Here is a 21,757-nt window from a genome sequence, read left to right as displayed (position 1 = left end):
GCTAAATGATAGTCGCGCTCTGTGATAATATCCGCAGCCTGTTTTTACTGAGAGTTTATTCGCCATGCTCGATAACATCCGCATCGTATTAGTCGGTACTTCCCACCCAGGTAACATCGGTTCTGCCGCCAGAGCCATGAAAACCATGGGGCTGTCTAATCTCTACTTAGCCGCACCGCGCACCGAAGTGGACGGTAAGTCGATAGCGTTAGCCGCCGGTGCCAGTGACGTATTGCGCGATCTGGTTGTCACCGATGATTTGGCGTCGGCCATTGCCGATTGTGCTTTGGTGATCGGCACCAGTGCCCGAAGCCGAACCCACAGCTGGCCGATGTTTGATGCCCGTCAAGCGGGGCGCAAGTTGGCGACTGAATCGGAGCAGGGGCCTGTTGCTCTGGTGTTTGGCCGAGAAAATCACGGCCTTAATAACGAAGAGCTGCAGATGTGTCATTACCATGTGTGCATTCCTGCGAATCCAGAGTACAGCTCGCTGAACTTGGCACAAGCCGTGCAGCTGTTGAGTTATGAAACGCGGATGGCGCAGCTGGAACTCGCCGAAGCGGCCAATGCAGCGACAGAGGAAGAGCCACAGCAGTACCCGGATTCCGCTCAGATGGAAGGCTTCTACCAGCATCTGGAGCAGGTGTTGCTGAAAACCGGCTTCATTATTAAGGCGCATCCGGGGCAAATCATGACCAAATTGCGGCGCCTTTATAATCGAGCGCGGCCAGAGCAGATCGAGTTGAATATTCTTCGCGGCATTCTGACCTCAATCGACCGCATAGATAGTAATAATCGCCGCAATGATTGATGTTGAAAAATGCAGCGTTATCACCCAGCAATGGCCTAATTTACGCACGCATTTGGCCACAGTGTGATGTTGCTAGAGCCTTGGTCGAAAGTCGTTTGATCCTGAGTGCTGCTTGGGGTTAAATACCGCTGTCCTGCACTGGGGTATTCAGTTCAGTTACTGCGCTATTAGTGGCAATAATAGTTGACTAAACTGAAGGGTTAAATACTTGACTAAATTAGTCAGGTATGTAGACTAGACCCCAGAATTTCGGAAGGAAACTGGCAATGCGACTTACATCGAAAGGCCGCTATGCGGTAACCGCCATCCTTGACGTGGCTTTGCACACGCCGGATGGGCCGGTGCCGTTGGCAGAGATCTCAGAACGTCAGGGGATCTCCCTGTCTTATCTAGAACAGCTGTTCGCCAAACTGCGTAAACAAGGTTTGGTTTCCAGCGTTCGTGGCCCTGGTGGTGGTTACCTATTGGGTAAAGCCGCCGCGGATATTTCGGTAGCCATGGTGGTGCACGCGGTCGATGAGTCCGTAGACGCAACCCGCTGCCACGGTCAAAGCAACTGCCAAGGCGGCGCCCGTTGCTTAACCCACTCGTTGTGGGGCGACCTAAGTGATCGCATCGCCAGTTTTCTTGATGGCATCAGCCTGGCTGATCTGATGGAAGACCGGCAAGTAAAAGTCGTAAGCCTGCGCCAAGAAAAGGCACAGGTACGGGATCAGGCTCGCGCCTAGTTCCGACAGTTGTATCTCGCCAGTACCATAGTGACTGGCTCAGCACCGGAGAAGGTATGAAACTTCCCATCTATTTTGATTATTCTGCTACTACGCCGGTAGATCCGCGCGTTGCAGACGTAATGATGCAGCACCTCACCCTGGACGGTAACTTCGGTAACCCGGCCTCCCGTTCGCACCGCTTTGGTTGGCAGGCAGAAGAGTCCGTTGACATTGCCCGTAACCAAGTTGCGGAACTGTTGAATGCCGATCCACGCGAGATCGTATTTACTTCCGGTGCCACCGAGTCTAATAACTTGGCCATCAAAGGTGCAGCCCACTTCTATAACAAGAAGGGCAAGCACATCATCACCTCCAAGACCGAGCACAAAGCGGTTTTGGATACCTGTCGCCAATTAGAGCGTGAAGGTTTTGAGGTTACATACCTTGATCCTGATGCCAGCGGCATCATCCCACTGTCCCGTTTTGAAGACGCGATGCGCGACGACACCGTACTGGTTTCGATCATGCACGTGAACAACGAAGTGGGTGTTATCCACGACATCGGCGCCATCGGCGAACTGTGTCGCAGCAAAGGCATTTTGTTGCACGTGGATGCAGCTCAGTCAGCGGGTAAGCTGGCCATTGACGTAAAAACCATGAAAGTGGACATGATCTCCATCTCTGGTCACAAGATGTACGGGCCTAAGGGCATCGGTGCTCTGTACGTACGTCGTAAGCCACGCATCCGCTTAGAAGCGCAGATGCACGGTGGCGGCCATGAACGTGGCATGCGTTCTGGTACCTTGGCAACCCACCAAATTGCAGCCATGGGTGAAGCCGCCCGTGTTGCGAAAGAAGAGATGGCCGTTGAACATGAACGTGTGTTAGCGCTGCGTAACCGCTTATGGAACGGCATCAAGGACATGGACGAAGTGTACTTGAATGGCGATGCCGAACAGCGCGTAGCGGGCAACCTCAACGTCAGCTTCAACTTTGTTGAAGGCGAGTCGTTGATCATGGCATTGAAAGACTTGGCGGTATCGTCGGGTTCTGCCTGTACTTCTGCCAGCTTAGAACCAAGCTACGTGCTGCGTGCATTGGGCTTGAACGATGAATTGGCACACAGTTCAATTCGTTTCTCTGTGGGTCGTTTCACCACCGAAGCCGAAGTCGATCATGCCATTGGCATCATCAACAACTCCATCGACAAGCTGCGTGAAATGTCGCCGCTGTGGGAGATGTTTAAAGACGGCGTTGACCTGTCCCAAGTGGAATGGGCCGCTCACTAACCTGAATTTAGCAAGCCGGCCGCTAAGAGCCGGCTTAATGACCCAGAGCAATGGGCACAGATTGGAGCTAGCAACATGGCTTACAGCGAAAAAGTAATCGAGCACTACGAAAACCCACGTAACGTTGGTTCGTTTGATAAGAACGATCCTAACGTGGCCACCGGCATGGTGGGCGCACCCGCTTGTGGTGATGTGATGAAACTGCAACTGAAGATCGACGATAACGGCGTTATCGAAGACGCTAAGTTTAAGACTTACGGTTGTGGCTCTGCCATTGCATCCAGCTCGCTGGTTACCGAGTGGGTTAAAGGCAAAACTTTAGACGAAGCCGCGGCCATTAAAAACACCGCCATCGCCGAAGAGTTGGCTTTGCCACCGGTAAAGATCCACTGCTCCATTTTGGCCGAAGACGCCATCAAAGCAGCGATCACCGACTACCAGAGCAAGCAACAGAAGTAATCCGGAGTAGTTAGTAATGGCCATTACCTTGACCGAAGCGGCAGCCGAACGAGTACAAAGCTACCTAACCAACCGTGGCAAAGGCCTTGGGTTGCGTTTGGGGCTGAAAACCTCCGGCTGTTCTGGCTTGGCATACGTCTTGGAGTTCGTGGATGAACTTCAGCCTGGCGACGAAATTTTTGAACTGCTGGGCGTTAATATCATTATTGATGCCAAAAGCATGGTCTACTTGGACGGATTACAAGTGGATTTTGTCAAGGAAGGCCTGAACGAAGGCTTTAAGTTTGAAAACCCTAACGCCCAAGGCGAATGTGGTTGTGGCGAGAGCTTTACCGTTTAAGGACGCCGAATGAACTACTTCGAACTGTTTGCGCTACCGCAAGGGTTTGAACTGGATACTGCCGCGCTTGCCACTCGCTACCGTGAGTTGCAGCGCGCGGTGCATCCTGACAACTTTGCCGCTGGCAGCGATCGCGATCGCTTGATGGCGGTGCAAAAAACCGCCGAAATCAACGACGCGTTTCAAACTCTCAAATCCCCTCTAGGTCGAGCCGAATACCTGTTACGTCTGCATGGCGTTGAACTGCGTGGCGAAACCACCACTATCAAAGATCCCATGTTCCTGATGCAGCAAATGGAACTGCGTGAAGCCCTCGAAGAGCTGGCTGACGCAGCCGATCCGTTTGCCGCGGCCGTTGAATTAGAGCAACAATTCGCCACCTTAAAACAAACCATGATGGCCGCTCTGATCGCTCAACTGACAAACCGTCAATGGCAGCAAGCCGCCGATCACGTTCGCAAATTAAAATTTGTCGATAAACTGGAACAGGAGTTGTCACAGCTCGAAGAGCAGTGGCAACTGTAAGCAACGGATAACACAGCATGGCATTATTGCAGATCGCCGAACCCGGTCAGATGGCGGCACCGCACCAGCACAAGCTGGCGGTTGGTATCGACTTGGGCACCACCAACTCTTTAGTCGCGGCTGTACGCAGTGGCCAAGCCGAAACGTTGCCAGACAGCAACCTGCGCCACCGGATGCCATCGGTTGTGCGCTACCTTGAGCAAGGACTGGCGACCGGCCACGATGCCAAAGCGCAAGCCACGGCCGATCCAGCCAACACCATTATTTCGGTGAAACGCTTTTTAGGACGCTCATTGAGTGACGTAGCTGAGCGCTACCCACAGCACCCTTATCAGCTGCAAGGCTCGGATAACGGCTTGCCGTTGTTCCAGACCCGCCAAGGCTGCGTTAATGCGATTCAAGTGTCTGCGGAAGTGCTACGGCCCCTTATCGCCCGCGCTGAAGCAACCTTAGGTGGCGATCTGAGCGGGGCGGTGATCACCGTGCCAGCTTACTTTGATGATGCCCAGCGCCAAGGCACCAAAGAAGCGGCAGAGTTGCTGGGCGTTAAGGTATTGCGCTTGCTTAACGAGCCAACCGCCGCCGCCATCGCTTACGGGCTTGATAGTGGCCAAGAAGGCGACATCGCCATCTACGATTTGGGCGGCGGTACCTTTGATATCTCCATTTTGCGCCTCAATAAAGGCGTGTTTGAGGTGCTGGCCACTGGCGGTGACAGCGCTTTAGGCGGCGATGATTTTGATCACCTGTTAGCGCAATACGTCGCGGCACAAGCAGGGTTGGACAGCAGCAACCTTGATCCGTCTTTGCAGCGGGCATTAATGACCGAAGCGTGCCGAATTAAAGAAGCACTGACCGAGGCAGACAGCGTTAACGCTGCCATCGGCGCTTGGCAGGGCCAAGTAAGCCGAGCTCAGTTTGAACAGCTGATCGCGCCATTAATTAAACGCACCTTAATCGCCTGCCGCCGCAGCTTAAAAGACGCCGGTGTCAGCGTGGATGACATTCAGCAAGTGGTGATGGTTGGCGGTTCCACTCGTGTCCCAGCGGTACGAGAGCAGATTGGACACTACTTTCAACGCCAACCGTTAACTTCAATTGATCCGGATCGAGTGGTGGCGATTGGTGCCGCGATTCAAGCCGATATTCTGGTGGGCAATAAGCCCGATTCCGACATGTTGCTGCTGGATGTACTGCCGCTGTCGTTAGGGCTGGAAACCATGGGTGGGTTAACCGAGAAAGTGATCCCGCGCAATACCACCATTCCAGTTGCTCGAGCGCAAGAGTTCACCACCTACAAAGATGGCCAAACTGCGATGGCGATTCATGTGGTGCAGGGCGAACGTGAGATGATCGCCGATTGTCGCTCGTTAGCTCGATTTGAGTTGCGTGGCATTCCGCCAATGGCCGCAGGCACCGCAGTGATCCGCGTGACCTTCCAAGTGGACGCCGATGGTTTGCTGAGCGTAAAAGCCGAGGAGAAAACCTCCGGTGTGGTGGCTGAAATTCAAGTAAAACCATCTTTTGGTTTGAGTGACGATGAAGTAACGCGAATGCTGACCGAATCGATGACTCACGCGAAAGAAGACATCAGTAAGCGGATGTTAACCGAACAGCGTATTGAAGCTGGGCGGGTAATTGAAAGCCTGAGCAAAGCATTGCAAGCAGACGGCCCAACGCTGTTGGCACCAAAAGCACAACAAGCATTAGAACAGCAGATGATCGCCTTGGCACAACTGGCCGATGCGGAAGATGGCGAAGCCATCAAGCAAGGAATTGACGCACTAGATAAAGCCAGCGGCGAATTTGCCGCGCTGCGAATGGACTTGTCCATCCGTCGTGCCTTGTCTGGTCAGTCTGTAGATAAGGTTTAAGAGGATAAAATGGCTAAGATCGTATTTTTACCGCACCAAGAGCTGTGCCCTGAAGGGCTGGAAGTGGAAGCGAAAGACGGTGAGTTTATTCTCGACGTTGCGCTGAAAAACGGCATTCATATTGAGCACGCTTGTGAAAAATCTTGTGCCTGCACCACCTGTCATGTAGTGGTGCGCGACGGTTTTGACTCGCTGGATGAAAGTGACGAACTGGAAGACGATATGCTGGATAAAGCGTGGGGCTTAGAGCCGGAATCACGCTTGTCTTGCCAAGCGAAAGTCAACGGTACTGATCTGGTGGTAGACATTCCGCGCTACACCATCAATCAGGTATCAGAACACCACTAAGCCACGGAACCTGTTGTGGTGTATGCAGCATAAAGGAGTAACTTATGGGCATGAAATGGATCGATGTTACCGACATTGCCATCGAACTGACTGAGCAACACCCTGATGTGAACCCGCAGCAGCTGCGCTTTACCGAATTGCGAGATTGGGTGATGGCGTTGGATAACTTTGATGATGATCCACAACATTGTGGTGAACGCGTACTTGAAGCAATCCAGCAAGCGTGGATAGATGAAATGGATTAGTGACTGACACTGATCTGCAAAAGGCGCCCCTAGGGCGCCTTTTTTGTAGTGATTACTCTAAGTTGTGCGGCAATTGCTTACAACAAGCCGAGATTAAGGCGCAGATCGCCATCAGTTATCGGCCAATAGTGATCTAACGCTAAATTTTGCGTTGTTAGGGCTTTTTTTTGTGCCGATAAGTCCTTATGTTGGTGGCTTCATAGTCGATTTTTTGCCTTTCTGTGACTTTTTGGCACGACTTCCTCCCAATTTCATAGCTTTGCGGTGACAAAAATGACTCAAATTGTCCGCAGTATTCGATCCGAACCACAGGCTCAGCCCGAGCGGCTACAGCTTGTCGGTGGCACTCAGTTACGCTTCTTATTGCGTAAGCTGTCGTTGCGCCGTGGCCAGACCGTGGTTGTTATCGGTTGTCCGGAGCTGGACGCCGTGCGTAATCTGGCGGATTGCGTTGGTGATACTGGCAGCATTTCGATTTTGTTAACGCCAGAGCAACTGCAGTTTGGCCGTCACTACGTTGAGCAGTTAGAGCAACTGGCCAGCAAAGTGCACCAGCTGACGGTAGGTAAACTGGGCCCTAGCTTAGAGTCGCAGCAAGCGGATGCCATGGTGATCATGCCGGATCGGCTAATGCCACCGTATGAGCCGCTACTGGATCAGGCGTGGCGTCGTTTGAACTCCGGCGGCCGCTTGATGTTAGTGCTGCCCCACGGTGAAGCACACACCCAGCGCTTGTATGAACTTATCGACACCGCCTGCCAGTGTGGTTTTGTTAGCCGCTACCGCCGCTGCTGCGATAAGCACACCGCTTGGGTTGGGGTGAAATACAGCAATAAAAGCTGATCGGTGTCGCAAATCTCGCTCGAGTCGTGCCCGTGGTGCAGCTAAATTTGCAGGCGGATGTGACAAGGGTGGGATTTTTGCTTTTTTTTAGAATATAATCCGCGCCGAAAACAGGCTGTTTTTACAATAATATGGAGCGGATAATGGCCCTAGAACGTACTTTTTCCATCGTTAAGCCCGATGCAGTAGCAAAAAACTTGATTGGTTCTATCTACCAGCGCTTTGAAGCGGCAGGTTTGAAGATCGTGGCTTCAAAGATGGTTCACCTGAGCCGTGAACAGGCTGAAGGTTTTTACGCTGAGCACAGCGAGCGTCCTTTCTTTGGCGCACTGGTTGATTTTATGACCTCTGGTCCAATCATGGTTCAAGCACTGGAAGGCGAAAACGCAGTTTTAGCTAACCGTGAAATCATGGGTGCAACCAACCCAGCTGATGCCGCTCGCGGCACCCTGCGCAGCGATTTTGCTGACAGCATCGATGAAAACGCAGTACACGGCTCTGACGCTGTTGCCTCTGCAGAGCGTGAAATCGCTTACTTCTTTACTGCTGAAGAGATCTGCCCGCGTACTCGCTAAGCAGAACTCTTTAGACCTAAGCGCCCATAAGGGCGCTTTTTTGTGTCCACAATCCCAGGTTAGAGAGCCACAGTGGTTATCACGGCCCTCACCGTGCCGTTTGCTGGGGCTGCGCCACTATGGTTGGGGGGGGAGGCTCTCTTTGTCATTGCCGCTGACCCTAAATTTTCGTTCTTTTTGTCGATGTTGCCAGAGCCGCCGAGCCAGCTGCTGCATATCCTTCGAGGGGTCATCCTGATCGACAATTTCTAAGCCCAACATCGATTCAATAATGTCTTCCATCGTCACCAAACCACGCACGCCGCCATACTCATCAGCCACGATGGCGATGTGGCTATGGCGAGTGAGCAACAGCTCAAACAGCACCATCAACTTGGCGTTTTCAGGCACCACCAACAGCTTGTGTTGAACGCTGCGCAGCGGCGCATCCGGATCGGTTTTTTCGGTCAGCAGCACTTCAGAGCGGCGAACGTAACCGACGATGTCGTCGGGCTCGCTGTCAAATACGGGGATCCGAGAAAAGGATTTCTGCGCGTGTTGACTGGAAAACTCACGCAGGGTGAGGTGCTGTGACAGCGAATGGATCACCGTTCTGGGGGTCATTATCGCGCTAACGGGCAGGCTGCGAGCCCGCAGTAACTGCTTGAGGATCTTAGACTCTTGGCTATCAAGCTCACCGCTTTCTAGGCCAATGTCGGCCATGGCCGACATTTCGGCACGAATGTGTGCGGCGGGAGCTTGCTGTTGCAACATTGAGGTTACCCAGCCTGAGATGATGATCAATGGCTTGGTGATGGTGACCAGCAGCATCAACCAGACTGAGGTCATGGGGGCCAATGAGCGCCAATAGCGGGCGCCAATGGTTTTGGGGATGATCTCGGATAAAAATAGGATGGCTAAGGTTAGCACTGCCGAGAACCAACCAAGGGCGTCGCTGCCAAACAAGCGACTGGCCTGCGCCCCAGCGCCAGCGGCACCGGCCGTATGGGCGATGGTATTTAGGGTTAAAATGGCCACCAACGGCGACTCGATATGTTGCTGCAGTTGCATGAGTCGCTTGGCCGAAGCGGGTTTCGTTTGCCGCAGGGTGGAAACGTACGCTGGGGTCAGTGACAGCAACACCGCTTCTAATAAGCTGCAAAGAAACGAGACTCCGACTGCCAACAAGACAAACAGGCCGAGCATTAACATGGCTTACCCCTTTGATCTTATTGATGCAAACAAAATTGCGGCGGTAACTTGATCATAGTCAGCAATTGCTATGATAGGGAGGGGCGCTGACATTCGCGGTTTGAGGCTAGACGACCATAGCCTTGAGCGAGTACAATTGCGCGCCATTTTCGGCCGGTTAACGAGGCATTCCATGACAGACAAAATTAATTTGCTCAACCTAGATCGCAACGGGTTGCGTGCATTTTTTAGCGAGATTGGAGAAAAACCGTTCCGCGCCGATCAAGTGTTCCGCTGGATCTATCACTTTGGCATCTCTGATTTCGATCAGATGACCAACATCAACAAAAAATTACGCGAAAAACTGAAAGTAAAATGTGAGATTGTTGCCCCTGAAGTGGCCGACTCACAGCACTCCTCCGATGGCACCATTAAGTTTGCGATGGATGTGGGTAACGGCCAACAGGTTGAAACGGTTTACATCCCAGAAGACGACCGTGCCACCTTGTGCATCTCGTCTCAGGTGGGTTGTGCCCTAGAATGCACTTTTTGCTCCACCGCCCAGCAGGGCTTTAACCGTAACTTGACCGTGGCCGAAATCATTGGCCAAGTGTGGCGTGTTGCGGTTTACCTTGGCTTGAATGGTGATACCCGCGAACGACCAATTTCTAACGTGGTCTTGATGGGCATGGGCGAACCCCTGCTGAACTTCAATAACGTGATCCCCGCGATGAACATCATGCTGGATGATTTTGGTTTTGGGTTGTCTAAGCGCCGCGTTACCTTGTCGACCTCCGGTGTGGTGCCGGCGTTGGATAAGCTGGGCGACGTTATTGATGTGGCGCTGGCGATCAGCTTGCATGCCCCGAATGATGAGCTGCGCAGTGAACTGGTGCCAGTAAACAAAAAGTACAACATCGAGATGTTCCTTGAGTCGGTTCGTGGCTACCTCTCTAAGTCTTACGCCAACAAAGGCCGAGTGACCGTTGAGTATGTGATGCTTGACCACATTAACGACAGCACCGATCAAGCCCACGAGTTGGCCAAAGTGATGAAAGACACGCCGTGTAAGATCAACCTGATCCCATTCAACCCATACCCAGGTAGCCCTTACGGCAAAAGCTCGAACTCTCGCATCGACCGTTTCTCTAAGGTACTGATGGAGTACGGCCTAACGGTTATCGTGCGTAAGACCCGTGGTGACGACATCGATGCAGCCTGTGGTCAATTAGTGGGTGATGTACGCGATCGCACTAAGCGTTTAGTCAAAAAACGCATGCAAGAACAGTCTATTTCGGTAACAATGAACTAAGAGAATAGTTGCCTGATCATCAAGGAAAAGATGAAAACGACATGTTTGTTGTTGGTCGGCCTGCTGGGCTTAGGAGGTTGTGTACAACAAACCACCTACAGCGGTGCCGACAAAAAAGTGGTTTCCCAAGAAGTCGATCACGCTGCGGCCTCCCGCGAGCGGTTGTCTTTGGGGCTTGCCTATCTACGTCGCGGCAATAGTGAACAAGCCAAATACAACTTCGAACGTGCCCTAAAACACACGCCTGAGAGTGCCGATGCGCTACTGGCGATGGGTTACTACTTCGATGCGGTAAAAGACTACACACGAGCCGAAGAGTACTACCGACGCTCGGTTGCCGTGGTGCCGTTTAACCCCGACGCCGCCAATAACTTTGGTGCCTTCTTATGTCGGCAACAGCAGTACGAAGAAGCAGACCAATGGTTTAACCGTGCTGTGCTCGCCCCTGGTTACATCCGTATCAGCCAAACCTATGAAAACTTAGGCTTATGTGCCCAAGAGGCCGGTTGGACCGATAAAGCGGCAAGCTACTACGAACAGGCGCTCAACTATAACCCCCGCCGTGCCAACAGCTTATTGCAAGTGGCTGAACTTAAGTATGCCGCCGAGCAGTGGGATGACGCCCGCAATTACCTTAACCGTTACCACAAAGATGGTAACGAAAGCGCCGCCAGCCTATGGTTGGGGGCAGAGATGGAATTTGCGGCCAACAACACGGATGCCGCCCGCCGCTATGGGGTATTATTGCTGGCTAAGTTCCCTGCTTCTTTGCAGGCAAAAGCGTATCGAACGAAGTATTACTGATGACTGACGAACTGAACACCGAACAGCCGCCGCTTACGCCGGGTCCGTTATTACGTGACGCCCGCGAGCAGATGGGGCTCTCGTCGCAGCAAATCGCGCAGCGGCTGAACCTGCGCCATTCAGTGGTGCAGGGCATCGAGCAAGATCACTATGAACCGGATATGTCGATCACCTATATCCGTGGTTACATCCGCAATTACGCCCGTCTGGTTGGCCTTAACGAACAACAACTTAATAGCGCCCTTGAAGGGATGTACCAGCCACAACCAACCCAAGACATGCACAGTTTTTCGGAGCGCACTAAACGCGAGCGTTCCGACAGCCGTTGGCGCTTACTTACTTGGGCAATGGTACTGGGGCTGCTGTTGGCATTAGCCTGGTGGTTTTACAACAGCCAAAGCGAAGCGCCACAAGCACTGCAGTTGCCCACTCCGGCCAGCTTAGCGCAACCGGCAGCGCCAGCCCCAGTACGGGCGGCAACGACGAATAACGCGATTAGCCCATTGGGATCGCTGGCCAGCGATGGTGACGCGACTGAGCAGCCAACCGATACTGTCGTAGAAGACCGTGACGCCAATGCAGATGACACAACAACGGCAGGTAATGCAGCGGGAAGCGACGATAACGTCGAACCGGATAGCACCAAAGTTACTGCACTGAGCGATGCGGCAGATGAAGTGGCGATATTGCCCGCGTTAACCGTCACTCTGAGTGCCGATTGCTGGATGCTGGTGCAGGATGCCGATGGCAACAAATTGATTGAAGGGCTGAAGCAAGCTGGCTTTAGCCAAAGCGTGGTTGGCACCGCGCCATACAAATTGCGCTTAGGGGCACCGGAAGCGGTAAGCCTAAGTTTCGATGGTAAAGCCATCGATCTCTCTTCCTTTAGCGCCGGTAAAGTGGCGCGTTTGACAGTGCCGCGATAACTCAAAATGCATCAACCAACTCCGATTAAACGACGTAAGTCGACCCAAATCATGGTGGGTAATGTGCCAGTTGGGGGCGATGCCCCTATCTCGGTGCAGTCCATGACGAACACCCTCACCACCGATGTGGACGCGACCGTGGCGCAAATTGCCGCCATCGAACGCGCAGGCGCGGATCTGGTACGGGTATCTGTACCGACCATGGAAGCAGCAGAAGCCTTTAAGCTGATTAAGCAGCAGGCCAACATTCCACTGGTGGCTGACATCCACTTTGATTACCGCATTGCGCTGAAAGTGGCGGAATATGGCGTTGATTGCTTACGCATTAATCCCGGTAACATTGGCAACGAAGCTCGAATTCGTTCGGTGGTGGATTGTGCCCGTGATAACAACATCCCTATCCGCATTGGCATTAATGCCGGTTCGTTAGAGCGGGAAATTCAAGAAAAATATGGCGAGCCAACCCCAGCAGCGCTGGTGGAATCGGCGATGCGCCACGTTGATATTCTTGATCGTTTGAACTTTGACCAGTTTAAAGTCAGCGTAAAAGCCTCGGACGTATTCTTGGCAGTAGAATCTTACCGCCAGCTTGCTCAGCAAATTGTGCAACCGCTGCACCTTGGTATTACTGAAGCCGGTGGCGCGCGCGCTGGCGCGGTAAAATCCTCGGTAGGCTTAGGCATGCTATTGGCTGAAGGGATCGGCGATACCATGCGCATCTCGCTGGCTGCAGATCCGGTTGAAGAGGTGAAAGTCGCCTTTGATATCTTAAAGAGCTTACGCATTCGCTCCCGTGGCATTAACTTTATCGCTTGCCCGTCATGCTCTCGGCAGGAGTTTGATGTGATCAGCACCGTTAATGCGCTAGAGGAACGTTTAGAAGACGTGGTTACCCCACTGGACGTCTCTATTATTGGGTGTGTAGTGAATGGCCCCGGCGAAGCGCTGATCTCCGATCTGGGGCTGGCTGGCTCCAATCGAAAAAGTGGTTTTTACCTTAATGGTGAACGCCAGAAAGAGCGCATCGACAATAACGACATTGTGGATAACCTCGAAGCGAAAATTCGCGCGCAGATTGCATTGAAGCAACAACAGATCGACGTCACGGAACAGGACTGAGCGTCCGTCTCCCGCCGCCCTGACTCACGGGCGTGCGGGCCAATTTCAAATTCAAGTAAGTAACTAACGGGTTTATTGTGGCTAAACAGATCCAAGCTATCCGCGGCATGAATGATTGTCTGCCGGCTGACACCGCCAAATGGCAACAAGTCGAAACCACCCTGCGTCAATTGGTGGCCAGCTTCGGTTACCAAGAGATCCGCACACCAATCGTTGAGATGACCAACCTCTTTACTCGCGGCATCGGTGAAGTGACCGACATCGTTGAAAAAGAGATGTACACCTTTGAAGATCGCAACGGTGATTACCTCAGCCTGCGCCCAGAAGGCACTGCCTCCACCGTGCGTGCGGGCAACCAACATGGTTTGCTGTACAACCAAGAACAGCGCCTGTGGTACATGGGCCCAATGTTCCGTCACGAACGTCCACAAAAAGGGCGCTACCGTCAGTTCCACCAGTTTGGTGTTGAGGTCTACGGTTTAGCGGGTCCAGACATCGATGCGGAAGTGCTGTTGATGTCTGCGGCTCTGTGGCAGCAACTGGGCTTGTCCGAACACGTTCGTTTAGAGCTGAACACCATCGGTAATGCCGATGAGCGCGCTGCTTATCGGGCCGCTTTGGTTGAATTTTTACTGCAACACGAAGCGCAGCTGGATGAAGACAGCAAGCGTCGCATGCACACCAACCCATTGCGCGTACTTGACTCGAAAGATCAGGGCGTACAAGCGTTGCTGGCCGACGCGCCAGTGCTGACCGACTACCTCAATGAAGAGTCGGAGCAACATTTCAAAACTTTATGTGAACTGTTGCACGCCGCAGGCATCGAATACACCGTTAACCCTCGTTTGGTCCGTGGTTTGGATTACTACAACCGCACCGTATTTGAGTGGGTAACAGACAGTTTGGGTTCACAAGGCACAGTATTAGCCGGTGGTCGTTACGATTCATTGGTTGGTCAACTGGGGGGTAAAGACACCCCAGCCGTTGGTTTTGCCATGGGCATCGAACGCCTGGTTCTGTTGTTGGATACCTTAGGTAAGTTTGATCAACTGCCACGCCAAGCAGACGTTTACCTGTGTGCCATGGGCGACGCTGCCGTTGCGGCTGGCTTACAGTTGGCACAAGAGTTGCGCCAAACTGTGACAGGGCTTAAGGTGTTGAGCCATTGCGGTGGCGGCAACTTCAAAAAACAGATGAAACGTGCCGATAAGAGCGGAGCCGAATGGGCTTTGATCCTAGGTGAAGACGAATTACAACAGGGATTAGTTACCGTAAAACCACTGCGAGGTGGTGAACAACGGCAATTGTCCAAAGATGCGCTGATCGAAGAATTGGCCGCGTTGGTACAGCTTTAAGGGGCTTGCTTGTGGAACATTACGAAACAGAAGAACAACAAGTAGAAGCGATTAAGCGTTTCTGGAAAGAATACGGCCTGTCTATTGTTGGCGGTGCGGTATTAGGTTTAGGCGGGCTGTGGGGCTGGAACTACTACCAGCAAAACCAGCTGGCCGAGCAAGAAGTGGCTTCCGCTGCCTTTGAACAGGTAATGAACAGCGCCAACAGCATCGATGATCTGAGTGCTGCTGCTGAAGCCTTCCGTGCCGAGCACGGCAGCGCGGGCTACAACGCCCTGACCGATCTGCTGCAAGCCAGCAGTGCGGTGGAAGCGGGCGAGCTGGATAAAGCCGCCAGCTTCTTAGAGGCGGCCATCGGCAAGCTCGATAACAGCACCAAGCCGCTGGCCCAGCTGCGTTTGGCGCGAGTGCAACTGGCTCAAGATAATGCCGATGCGGCCTTAGCTACCGTAACCGCCATTAACAACGACGCGTACGCAGTACAACGCGACGAATTAAAAGGCGATCTGTTGGTTGCCAAAGGTGACGTGATTGGTGCGCGCAGTGCTTACCAAGCCGCCGCGGATGCCGGTGGTGCCCAGAGCAACCCAGCACTGCAGCTGAAAATTGATCAACTGGCTCACGCAAGTTAAGGAGTCAGGGATGTTGCTGGCAAGAAAAGGATGGCTGGCTGGCCTGTTGTGTACTGCGGTGTTAACCGGTTGTGCCTCCAGCGACAGCGAAGAGGAAGTGATTAAACCGCTTCCTGAATTGACCAACCCAATCAGTGCGAAAGTACTGTGGCAGGAACGTGTTGGTGATGGCATTGGCGAGTACTTTTCGTCGCTGTCGCCCGCAGTCAAATACGACAAGCTGTTTGTTGCTGAACGCTTTGGCATGGTTACCGCTTTTAACCAAAGCAGCGGCGAAGAGCTGTGGAGCAGTAACCTGCGCCGAGTGTTCGCCGAAGGTACCTTGAAAAAGAACAACGGCGCTCGCTTAGCCGGTGGCGTTGCCGTGGGCTTTGACAAGGTGTTTGTTGGCTCTGAAAACGGCGTGTTGTTTGCGTTATCAGCCGACGATGGCACCGTGCAGTGGCAAGCCGATACCGCCGGTGAAGTGCTGTCGGATCCAACCATTGTTGGCACCATGGTGTTGGTCAATACCGGCGCCGGTAAGGTGCAAGCCTTTGACGTTGAATCTGGCGACTTCCAGTGGCAGATGGACATGACCATGCCAAGCTTAGTCTTGCGTGGTACCTCAGGTATCGCTCAATCCCAAGGCGCGGCATTCTTTGGTACCCCAGATGGCAAAGTCTCGGCTTTGTTTGGTGAATCCGGTGCACCAATTTGGGAAGCTCGCATCGCCGAAGCAACGGGTTCGAGCGAGCTAGAGCGCGTGGTGGACGTGGACGCCAAGCCAGTGATTGTTGGCAGCAACCTTTACGCGGTGGCCTTTAACGGCAGCCTCGCCTCTATCGAGCTGCGCAGTGGTCGAGTCACTTGGAATCGTAAGTATTCCAGCTACAGTCCAATTGCCATCCAAGGCTTTACGCTGTTTCTGAGCGACGCGGACGGCTCGATCTACGCTATCGACCGCCGTAACGGCTTAGAAAAGTGGGCCAATACCGATCTGCAAGGGCGCAAGTTAACCGCACCACAAGTGGTTGGTAACTATGTGGTTGCGGGTGATTATGAAGGTTATCTGCACATCTTTAACCGTGCCGACGGCAGTTTAGTGGGTCGAACCGCAATCGACAGCAGTGGCTTATACAGTCAACCGCTGAAAGATGGCGATACGCTCTACCTACAAACTCGAGACGGACGTGTTGCTGCGGTGACAATTCCATAAACACCCTGTACACTATGACGCCCCCGAATGTTCGGGGGCGTTTTTGTTAGTAATGAATGAGGTTTCTTCGATGATCCCAGTGGTAGCCCTTGTTGGCCGTCCCAACGTTGGTAAGTCAACGCTATTTAACCGCTTGACCGGTACCCGTGACGCCTTGGTGGCAGACTTCCCAGGTCTGACCCGGGATCGGAAATATGGTCAAGCCAAATTGGCCGGTCACGACTTTATTGTGGTTGATACCGGCGGTATCGACGGCACCGAAGAGGGGATCGAGACCAAGATGGCCGAGCAATCGCTGCTGGCCATCGAAGAAGCAGACGTAGTGCTGTTTTTGGTGGATGCGCGGGCGGGATTGACTGCCGCCGATGAAGCGATCGCAAAACACTTGCGTTACCGTCAAAAAACCACCTTGCTGGTTGCCAACAAAACCGACGGGATCGATGCCGATGCCGCCTGTGGTGAGTTTTTTGCCTTAGGCCATGGTGACATTCACCAGATCGCAGCGGCTCAAAACCGTGGCGTGGCGAGCTTGATCAACTTCGCGTTGGCCCCGTTTGCGGAAGAGTTTGAAGCGCAACAAGAGCCCGAAGTTGAGCTGGACGAAAACGAAGCCTACTGGGCGGCGTTGGAAGCCGAAGAGCAAGCTAAGGCGGAAGCGGCGCTGATGACTGAAGAAACCGCAGCGGAAGAATCGGAACGTCTGCGTAATCAGCCAATTAAGTTGGCGATCATTGGTAAGCCGAACGTGGGCAAGTCCACTTTAACCAACCGCATCTTGGGTGAAGATCGCGTGGTGGTTTACGACATGCCAGGCACCACCCGCGATTCCATCTACATCCCAATGGAGCGTGATGGCCGCGAATACGTGCTGATTGACACCGCCGGTGTACGCCGTCGTAAGAACATGCATGAAGCCGTCGAGAAGTTCTCGGTGATCAAAACCCTGCAAGCGGTTGAAGATGCCAACGTGGTGCTGCTGGTGGTGGATGCGCGTACCGGCATCGCCGATCAAGATCTGTCGCTGCTGGGCTTTGCCTTAAACGCTGGCCGTGCAGTCGTACTGGCCGTGAACAAGTGGGATGGCTTAACCACCGATTACAAAGATCAGATCAAAAATGAGCTGGATCGCCGCTTAGGCTTTGTTGATTTTGCGCGTTTGCACTTTATCTCAGCCTTGCACGGTACCGGCGTAGGTCACCTGTTTGAATCCGTACAAGAGGCGTACGACAGTGCGACCAAGCGTACTTCAACCGCCATGCTGACCCGCATCATGCAGATGGCGCAGGACGATCACCAGCCGCCAATGGTGCGTGGTCGCCGAGTGAAGCTGAAATACGCCCACGCCGGTGGTTACAACCCACCGCGCATTATTGTGCACGGTAACCAGGTGAAGGATCTGCCGGATTCCTATAAGCGCTACTTGATGAACTACTTCCGTCGCTCTCTGGAAGTGATGGGCACGCCAATCCGCATCGTCTTTGCGGAAGGCAGCAACCCGTTTGAAGGTAAGCGCAGCAAAATGACCTCGGCCGAGCAGCGTAAGCGCCGTCAGGTGTTAAACCACATTAAAAAGCGTGGCGCCTGATCCGGTTCAGTTCCAGCAGTGATGCTTAAAATCGTAAAGATATGTTACAGTTAGGCGCAGTCTCGATGAGACTGCGCCTTATTTGTGATGCCCCTAAAAAATGTTCGTGGGCGAAGGAGATTCATGGATTGCGATTACAGTTGGCTGCAAAGCTTACCTGATGCGGCTATTGTGCATACCAGCAAGAGCGTGCTGGCCCACAATCAACATGCGCTGCAGCTATTAGACCAACCCACCTTTGCTCAGCGGCTGTGGCCATGCCAACCCAATGCCAGTCAGCTGTATGTGGATACCCACGCCAAACCGTGGCGTTTGGCCACATCACGGCTGAGTGTTGATCTTTACATCACCTTAATCCAACCGGCGTTGGATGATGTGTTCGCTGATATCTTTGACAACAACCCGCAACCGGTGGTGATCCACGATTGGTTTGTGCCGCTGTATGCCAATAAGGCTTACGCCAAAGCGGTGCATTTAGACAGCGTTGAATCGGTGCTGCAGCTGCCCAGCATGCGCGGCTTGATCGGCGACGAACATTGGGAGCAAGCCCAGCTTAACTATCAGCATGTGCTGGAACACGGCAAGCTGGAAGCCACGCCAACGGAAGAGGTGTGGGCAGCGGATGGCAGCCACATGCGCACCATCATTCATGACTTTGTGGTGCATTGGCAGGGGAAACCGGTGCTGTGCACCATCCTCAATGAAGTCACCATTGTGGAAGAGCAGCGCGATAAGTTTCGACAGATGGCGCTAACCGATCCACTGACGGGGTTAGGCAACCGCCGGCAGTTTGATGGTTATGCGATGTCGCGGGCGAAGCACTTGCAACAGCAATACCCGCAAGTGGCGTTGCTCATTTTTGATTTGGACCACTTTAAAGCAGTAAACGACACCTTTGGCCACCCCGCCGGCGACCGAGTGCTGCAGCATGTGGCGCAGCGTTTGCTGGAGTTCACTTGCACCGATTGCTTGCTTTGTCGCATCGGCGGCGAAGAGTTTGCGGTGGTGTGTGGCGTGGAGGCCGATCAAGTGGGGCCGAAACACCCAGCAGAGCAGATCAAAGCGTATTTGGATAACAGTAATTGGCCGTTACGCACCAAAGATGAAGCGCGCATTACCATGTCGATTGGGGTGGCGTTGTGGCAACCGGAAGACGATCTCGGCAGTTGGTACCAACGGGCCGATGAGGCGATGTACCGCGCCAAGCAGGGCGGTCGCAACCGCATTGAGTACTAATTCCTCTTTGCCTTGCCCCAGCCTTACCTTCAGTCTTTAGCTTGATCCTCGGCGTGCGCTGGCGCGCGACATTTGCGGTGGCACTGCTACCGCAACCTTCCCTGTGATATTCCCCTTCTAATCGACAACGCTGGCACGATAGGGCTGTGGCGACGGCGCGCGCTGTTGTCAGCTCCCGCGAGAGTACCAGCCAGCGAACTGTGAGTGACCAGCCAGCCAGCTAGGGCACGAACCACAGTCACTACATCATGAAGCTTCGGTTGTGTGAATTAATGAGCGTTTCGGCTTGGGGCTTAGCGGCGGGCGTTGGTTCAGAACAGCAGCTTACCCACGCCGTTTGCTGCGGCTGGGTTATGCCAACCACACCCAAAATGCAGGCCCAAAAAAAGGGCGCCTGATGCAGCTCAGGCGCCCTTGCGGCTTATCCTTAAGCATGGTCAGCTCATCCTGAGCTGACCCTCCTTAATGCTTTGCGTTACTGTTTTGCAGCGTACTTAGCGGCTACTTCACCGGCCAAGCGGCCAAAGGTAACGATGTCAGAAATGGCGTTGCCACCTAAGCGGTTAGCGCCGTGCACGCCACCGGTTACTTCACCGGCGCCGTACAGACCATCAATTACTTTGCCGTTGCTGTCTAAGATCTCAGTTTGGTTGTCGATCTTAACGCCGCCCATGGTGTGGTGAACACCTGGGTTAACTTCAATGGCGTAGTAGTTGCCTTCGTTCAATGCACGAGGTAACTGCTGACGTTCGAAGTCGGTGTCTTTGCCGCTGGCAACCAATTCGTTGTAGTGAGCGATGGTGCCGGTCAGGTTGGCGCCATCAATGCCCATCTTCTCACCCAGCTGCTGTGGGGTAGATTGGCTTGGCACTACGCCCAGCTTGATGTATTTCTCAATCTTGCTCAGAGACTTACGTACAGAATCATCGAAGATCAAGAAGGCAGTACCGCCGGTTTGCTTCAGGATGGCTGCCGCAGCTTTGTCGCGAGTGGTGATCTCGTTCACGAAGCGCTTACCTTCACGGTTTACCAAGATGGCGCCGTTACCACGTACCGCTTCAGTCACCATTACGCCGCCTTTGGTCGACAGAGTAGGGTGCGCCTGAATGTATTGCAGATCTTGCATGGCGGCGCCCGCTTCGGCTGCCACGTCAAGGCCGTCACCGGTGGCACCAGGGTGGTTGGTGGCACGGAAGCCTTTCAGTTTTGGATCCAGCTTGGCAACGCGATCGTTGTTTTTACCGAAACCACCGGTCGCCAGAATCACCGCATCGGCTTCAACCCAGTAGTAACCGCTGTACTTGCCTTTAACCAGCATGCCTTTAACGCTGCCGTCGCTGTCTTTCAATACTTCAACACCACGGGTGTTCAAGCGCATGTCGATGTTACGCTCAACGGCGTTATCGTACAGCACCTGCACAACGTGAGCGCCAACACCAGCACCACCAGTAGGACGGTGGGTACGGTTAACCGAGGCGCCACCCATGCGGCCAACATCAGACAGATCCGCGCCCATCTTCGTCATCCAATCCACGGAACCAGCAGAATCTTCAACCAACACTTTAACCAGTGCCGGATCGTTCAAGTTGCGGCCACCTTTCATGGTGTCTTTGGTCATCAGCTCGATGGAATCATCAATGCCTTTGGCTTGCTGCTGTTTGGTGCCAGCAGCGTTCATGCCACCAGCAGCCAGTTTAGCGTTGCCGCCGATCACCGGCTCTTTCTCAATCAGCATCACTTTGGCGCCGTTATCGAACGCAGATACTGCCGCAGAGAAACCTGCGCCGCCAGAACCGACGACCAATACGTCTACGCTTGCCGCAGGGGCAGCAGCTAAAGCCGCTTTGCGTTCGTCAGCTTGTTGCTGCAGCTTGGCGATGCTTGGCTCGTTGCGCTGCCATTTGCCTTGGTAAGGCATGTCGAATTCGAAGCTGTGGCAAGAATCACAGTAGTTCAGAGACTGCTCGTGGCCAGCGTGACAAGCGGTACAAGAGACGTCACCTGGGAAGTGAGAGTCGTGGGCGTTGTAGTTACCGCGATCGGTTTCTGCCGCCACCTCTTCTAGGGTGCCGTGGCACTCTTGGCATTTGCCGTTTTCAAAGCTGAGGTTGTCGTTGGACAGCTCACCGCTTTCCATGTGGCAGGCGTCACAAGACAGTTGTTCAGCGTGGAAGTCAGCCAGGTTATCGGCAGCGAAGGCGTTGGTGGTTAGGGCACCAGCGACAAATAAAGCACTTAAGGTAAGTGCGAAATTGCGAGTGTTCATGCAACCTCTTTTAAATAGTGGTTCTCTTATCTATGTGACAAGAAAAATATAATGATGATGAATTAATAAAACGACGATTTGGCAATTCCCGATTTATGCTGTGAAGAATATTCCACTAAAAATTGAACGCAACTG

General features: G+C 53.3%; 22 protein-coding genes. 20 read left to right on the top strand and 2 right to left on the bottom strand.

Features of this window, described 5'->3' with window-relative positions; translation table 11 throughout:
• The first annotated feature begins 64 nt into the window (after positions 1 to 64).
• The 11 genes from trmJ to ndk all read left to right on the top strand — a co-directional run bounded on the left by trmJ (position 65) and on the right by ndk (position 8,019).
• Complete coding sequence (gene trmJ / locus Q0796_RS02130; RefSeq protein ID WP_298439815.1) at positions 65 to 811, top strand: tRNA (cytosine(32)/uridine(32)-2'-O)-methyltransferase TrmJ; 747 nt, start codon at positions 65 to 67, stop codon at positions 809 to 811.
• A gap of 266 nt (positions 812 to 1,077) precedes the next feature.
• A complete protein-coding gene (iscR, locus tag Q0796_RS02125) occupies positions 1,078 to 1,539 on the top strand; it encodes a Fe-S cluster assembly transcriptional regulator IscR (protein WP_298439813.1) in 462 nt (153 codons plus the stop codon).
• Positions 1,540 to 1,595: 56 nt separating this feature from the next.
• Complete coding sequence (locus tag Q0796_RS02120; protein WP_298439811.1) at positions 1,596 to 2,810, top strand: IscS subfamily cysteine desulfurase; 1,215 nt, start codon at positions 1,596 to 1,598, stop codon at positions 2,808 to 2,810.
• Positions 2,811 to 2,885: 75 nt separating this feature from the next.
• On the top strand, positions 2,886 to 3,269 hold the full coding sequence (gene iscU / locus Q0796_RS02115) for a Fe-S cluster assembly scaffold IscU (RefSeq protein WP_298439810.1): 384 nt from the start codon (positions 2,886 to 2,888) through the stop codon (positions 3,267 to 3,269).
• A gap of 16 nt (positions 3,270 to 3,285) precedes the next feature.
• Positions 3,286 to 3,609 carry an iron-sulfur cluster assembly protein IscA gene (gene iscA / locus Q0796_RS02110; protein ID WP_168660259.1) on the top strand — a complete coding sequence of 108 codons (324 nt, stop codon included), beginning with the start codon at positions 3,286 to 3,288 and terminating at the stop codon, positions 3,607 to 3,609.
• A gap of 9 nt (positions 3,610 to 3,618) precedes the next feature.
• The gene (gene hscB, locus Q0796_RS02105; protein ID WP_298439804.1) at positions 3,619 to 4,134 is read left to right on the top strand and encodes a co-chaperone HscB; all 516 of its coding nucleotides are present in this window, start codon (positions 3,619 to 3,621) and stop codon (positions 4,132 to 4,134) included.
• 17 nt (positions 4,135 to 4,151) lie between these two features.
• The gene (gene hscA / locus Q0796_RS02100; RefSeq protein WP_298439802.1) at positions 4,152 to 6,008 is read left to right on the top strand and encodes a Fe-S protein assembly chaperone HscA; all 1,857 of its coding nucleotides are present in this window, start codon (positions 4,152 to 4,154) and stop codon (positions 6,006 to 6,008) included.
• A 9-nt stretch (positions 6,009 to 6,017) separates the two neighbouring features.
• Positions 6,018 to 6,356 carry an ISC system 2Fe-2S type ferredoxin gene (fdx, locus tag Q0796_RS02095; RefSeq protein ID WP_298439800.1) on the top strand — a complete coding sequence of 113 codons (339 nt, stop codon included), beginning with the start codon at positions 6,018 to 6,020 and terminating at the stop codon, positions 6,354 to 6,356.
• 44 nt (positions 6,357 to 6,400) lie between these two features.
• Positions 6,401 to 6,601 (top strand): Fe-S cluster assembly protein IscX, encoded by a 201-nt coding sequence (gene iscX, locus Q0796_RS02090; RefSeq protein WP_363322299.1) that lies wholly within the window; start codon positions 6,401 to 6,403, stop codon positions 6,599 to 6,601.
• A 273-nt stretch (positions 6,602 to 6,874) separates the two neighbouring features.
• Positions 6,875 to 7,444 (top strand): hypothetical protein, encoded by a 570-nt coding sequence (locus tag Q0796_RS02085; RefSeq protein WP_298439796.1) that lies wholly within the window; start codon positions 6,875 to 6,877, stop codon positions 7,442 to 7,444.
• 143 nt (positions 7,445 to 7,587) lie between these two features.
• Positions 7,588 to 8,019 (top strand): nucleoside-diphosphate kinase, encoded by a 432-nt coding sequence (gene ndk / locus Q0796_RS02080; protein WP_298439794.1) that lies wholly within the window; start codon positions 7,588 to 7,590, stop codon positions 8,017 to 8,019.
• Between the two features lie 117 nt (positions 8,020 to 8,136).
• Here the strand turns inward: ndk and Q0796_RS02075 are convergent, their stop codons facing one another.
• Positions 8,137 to 9,210 (bottom strand): CNNM domain-containing protein, encoded by a 1,074-nt coding sequence (locus Q0796_RS02075; RefSeq protein WP_298439792.1) that lies wholly within the window; start codon positions 9,208 to 9,210, stop codon positions 8,137 to 8,139.
• Between the two features lie 172 nt (positions 9,211 to 9,382).
• Between Q0796_RS02075 and Q0796_RS02070 the strand changes: the two genes are divergently transcribed.
• The 9 genes from Q0796_RS02070 (at position 9,383) to Q0796_RS02030 (ending at position 19,356) form a co-directional block, all read left to right on the top strand.
• Positions 9,383 to 10,501, top strand: coding sequence for a bifunctional tRNA (adenosine(37)-C2)-methyltransferase TrmG/ribosomal RNA large subunit methyltransferase RlmN (locus Q0796_RS02070; RefSeq protein WP_298439790.1), 1,119 nt, complete (start codon positions 9,383 to 9,385; stop codon positions 10,499 to 10,501).
• A 30-nt stretch (positions 10,502 to 10,531) separates the two neighbouring features.
• Entirely contained in the window at positions 10,532 to 11,305 is a 774-nt protein-coding gene (gene pilW, locus Q0796_RS02065; RefSeq protein WP_298439788.1) for a type IV pilus biogenesis/stability protein PilW, read from the top strand.
• Positions 11,305 to 12,231 carry a RodZ domain-containing protein gene (locus Q0796_RS02060; protein WP_298439786.1) on the top strand — a complete coding sequence of 309 codons (927 nt, stop codon included), beginning with the start codon at positions 11,305 to 11,307 and terminating at the stop codon, positions 12,229 to 12,231. Before pilW ends, Q0796_RS02060 begins: the two co-directional genes overlap by 1 nt.
• 6 nt (positions 12,232 to 12,237) lie before the next feature.
• Complete coding sequence (gene ispG / locus Q0796_RS02055; protein ID WP_298439784.1) at positions 12,238 to 13,350, top strand: flavodoxin-dependent (E)-4-hydroxy-3-methylbut-2-enyl-diphosphate synthase; 1,113 nt, start codon at positions 12,238 to 12,240, stop codon at positions 13,348 to 13,350.
• Positions 13,351 to 13,427: 77 nt separating this feature from the next.
• Positions 13,428 to 14,705, top strand: coding sequence for a histidine--tRNA ligase (hisS, locus tag Q0796_RS02050; protein ID WP_298439782.1), 1,278 nt, complete (start codon positions 13,428 to 13,430; stop codon positions 14,703 to 14,705).
• Positions 14,706 to 14,716: 11 nt separating this feature from the next.
• On the top strand, positions 14,717 to 15,337 hold the full coding sequence (locus Q0796_RS02045) for a tetratricopeptide repeat protein (protein ID WP_298439780.1): 621 nt from the start codon (positions 14,717 to 14,719) through the stop codon (positions 15,335 to 15,337).
• Positions 15,338 to 15,347: 10 nt separating this feature from the next.
• Positions 15,348 to 16,535, top strand: coding sequence for an outer membrane protein assembly factor BamB (bamB, locus tag Q0796_RS02040; protein WP_298439778.1), 1,188 nt, complete (start codon positions 15,348 to 15,350; stop codon positions 16,533 to 16,535).
• A gap of 70 nt (positions 16,536 to 16,605) precedes the next feature.
• Positions 16,606 to 18,120, top strand: a complete 1,515-nt coding sequence (der, locus tag Q0796_RS02035; RefSeq protein ID WP_298439776.1) for a ribosome biogenesis GTPase Der — start codon at positions 16,606 to 16,608, stop codon at positions 18,118 to 18,120.
• A gap of 123 nt (positions 18,121 to 18,243) precedes the next feature.
• On the top strand, positions 18,244 to 19,356 hold the full coding sequence (locus Q0796_RS02030) for a GGDEF domain-containing protein (RefSeq protein ID WP_298439774.1): 1,113 nt from the start codon (positions 18,244 to 18,246) through the stop codon (positions 19,354 to 19,356).
• Between the two features lie 475 nt (positions 19,357 to 19,831).
• Here Q0796_RS02030 and Q0796_RS02025 read toward each other — a convergent pair whose 3' ends face one another.
• Positions 19,832 to 21,622, bottom strand: coding sequence for a flavocytochrome c (locus tag Q0796_RS02025; RefSeq protein ID WP_298439772.1), 1,791 nt, complete (start codon positions 21,620 to 21,622; stop codon positions 19,832 to 19,834).
• Positions 21,623 to 21,757 lie beyond the last annotated feature (135 nt).

Source organism: uncultured Ferrimonas sp., from assembly GCF_947489035.1.
Lineage (GTDB): Bacteria > Pseudomonadota > Gammaproteobacteria > Enterobacterales > Shewanellaceae > Ferrimonas.
The sequence above is the reverse complement of the archived record's forward strand: the minus strand, read 5'-3'. Positions and strand labels throughout refer to the sequence as shown.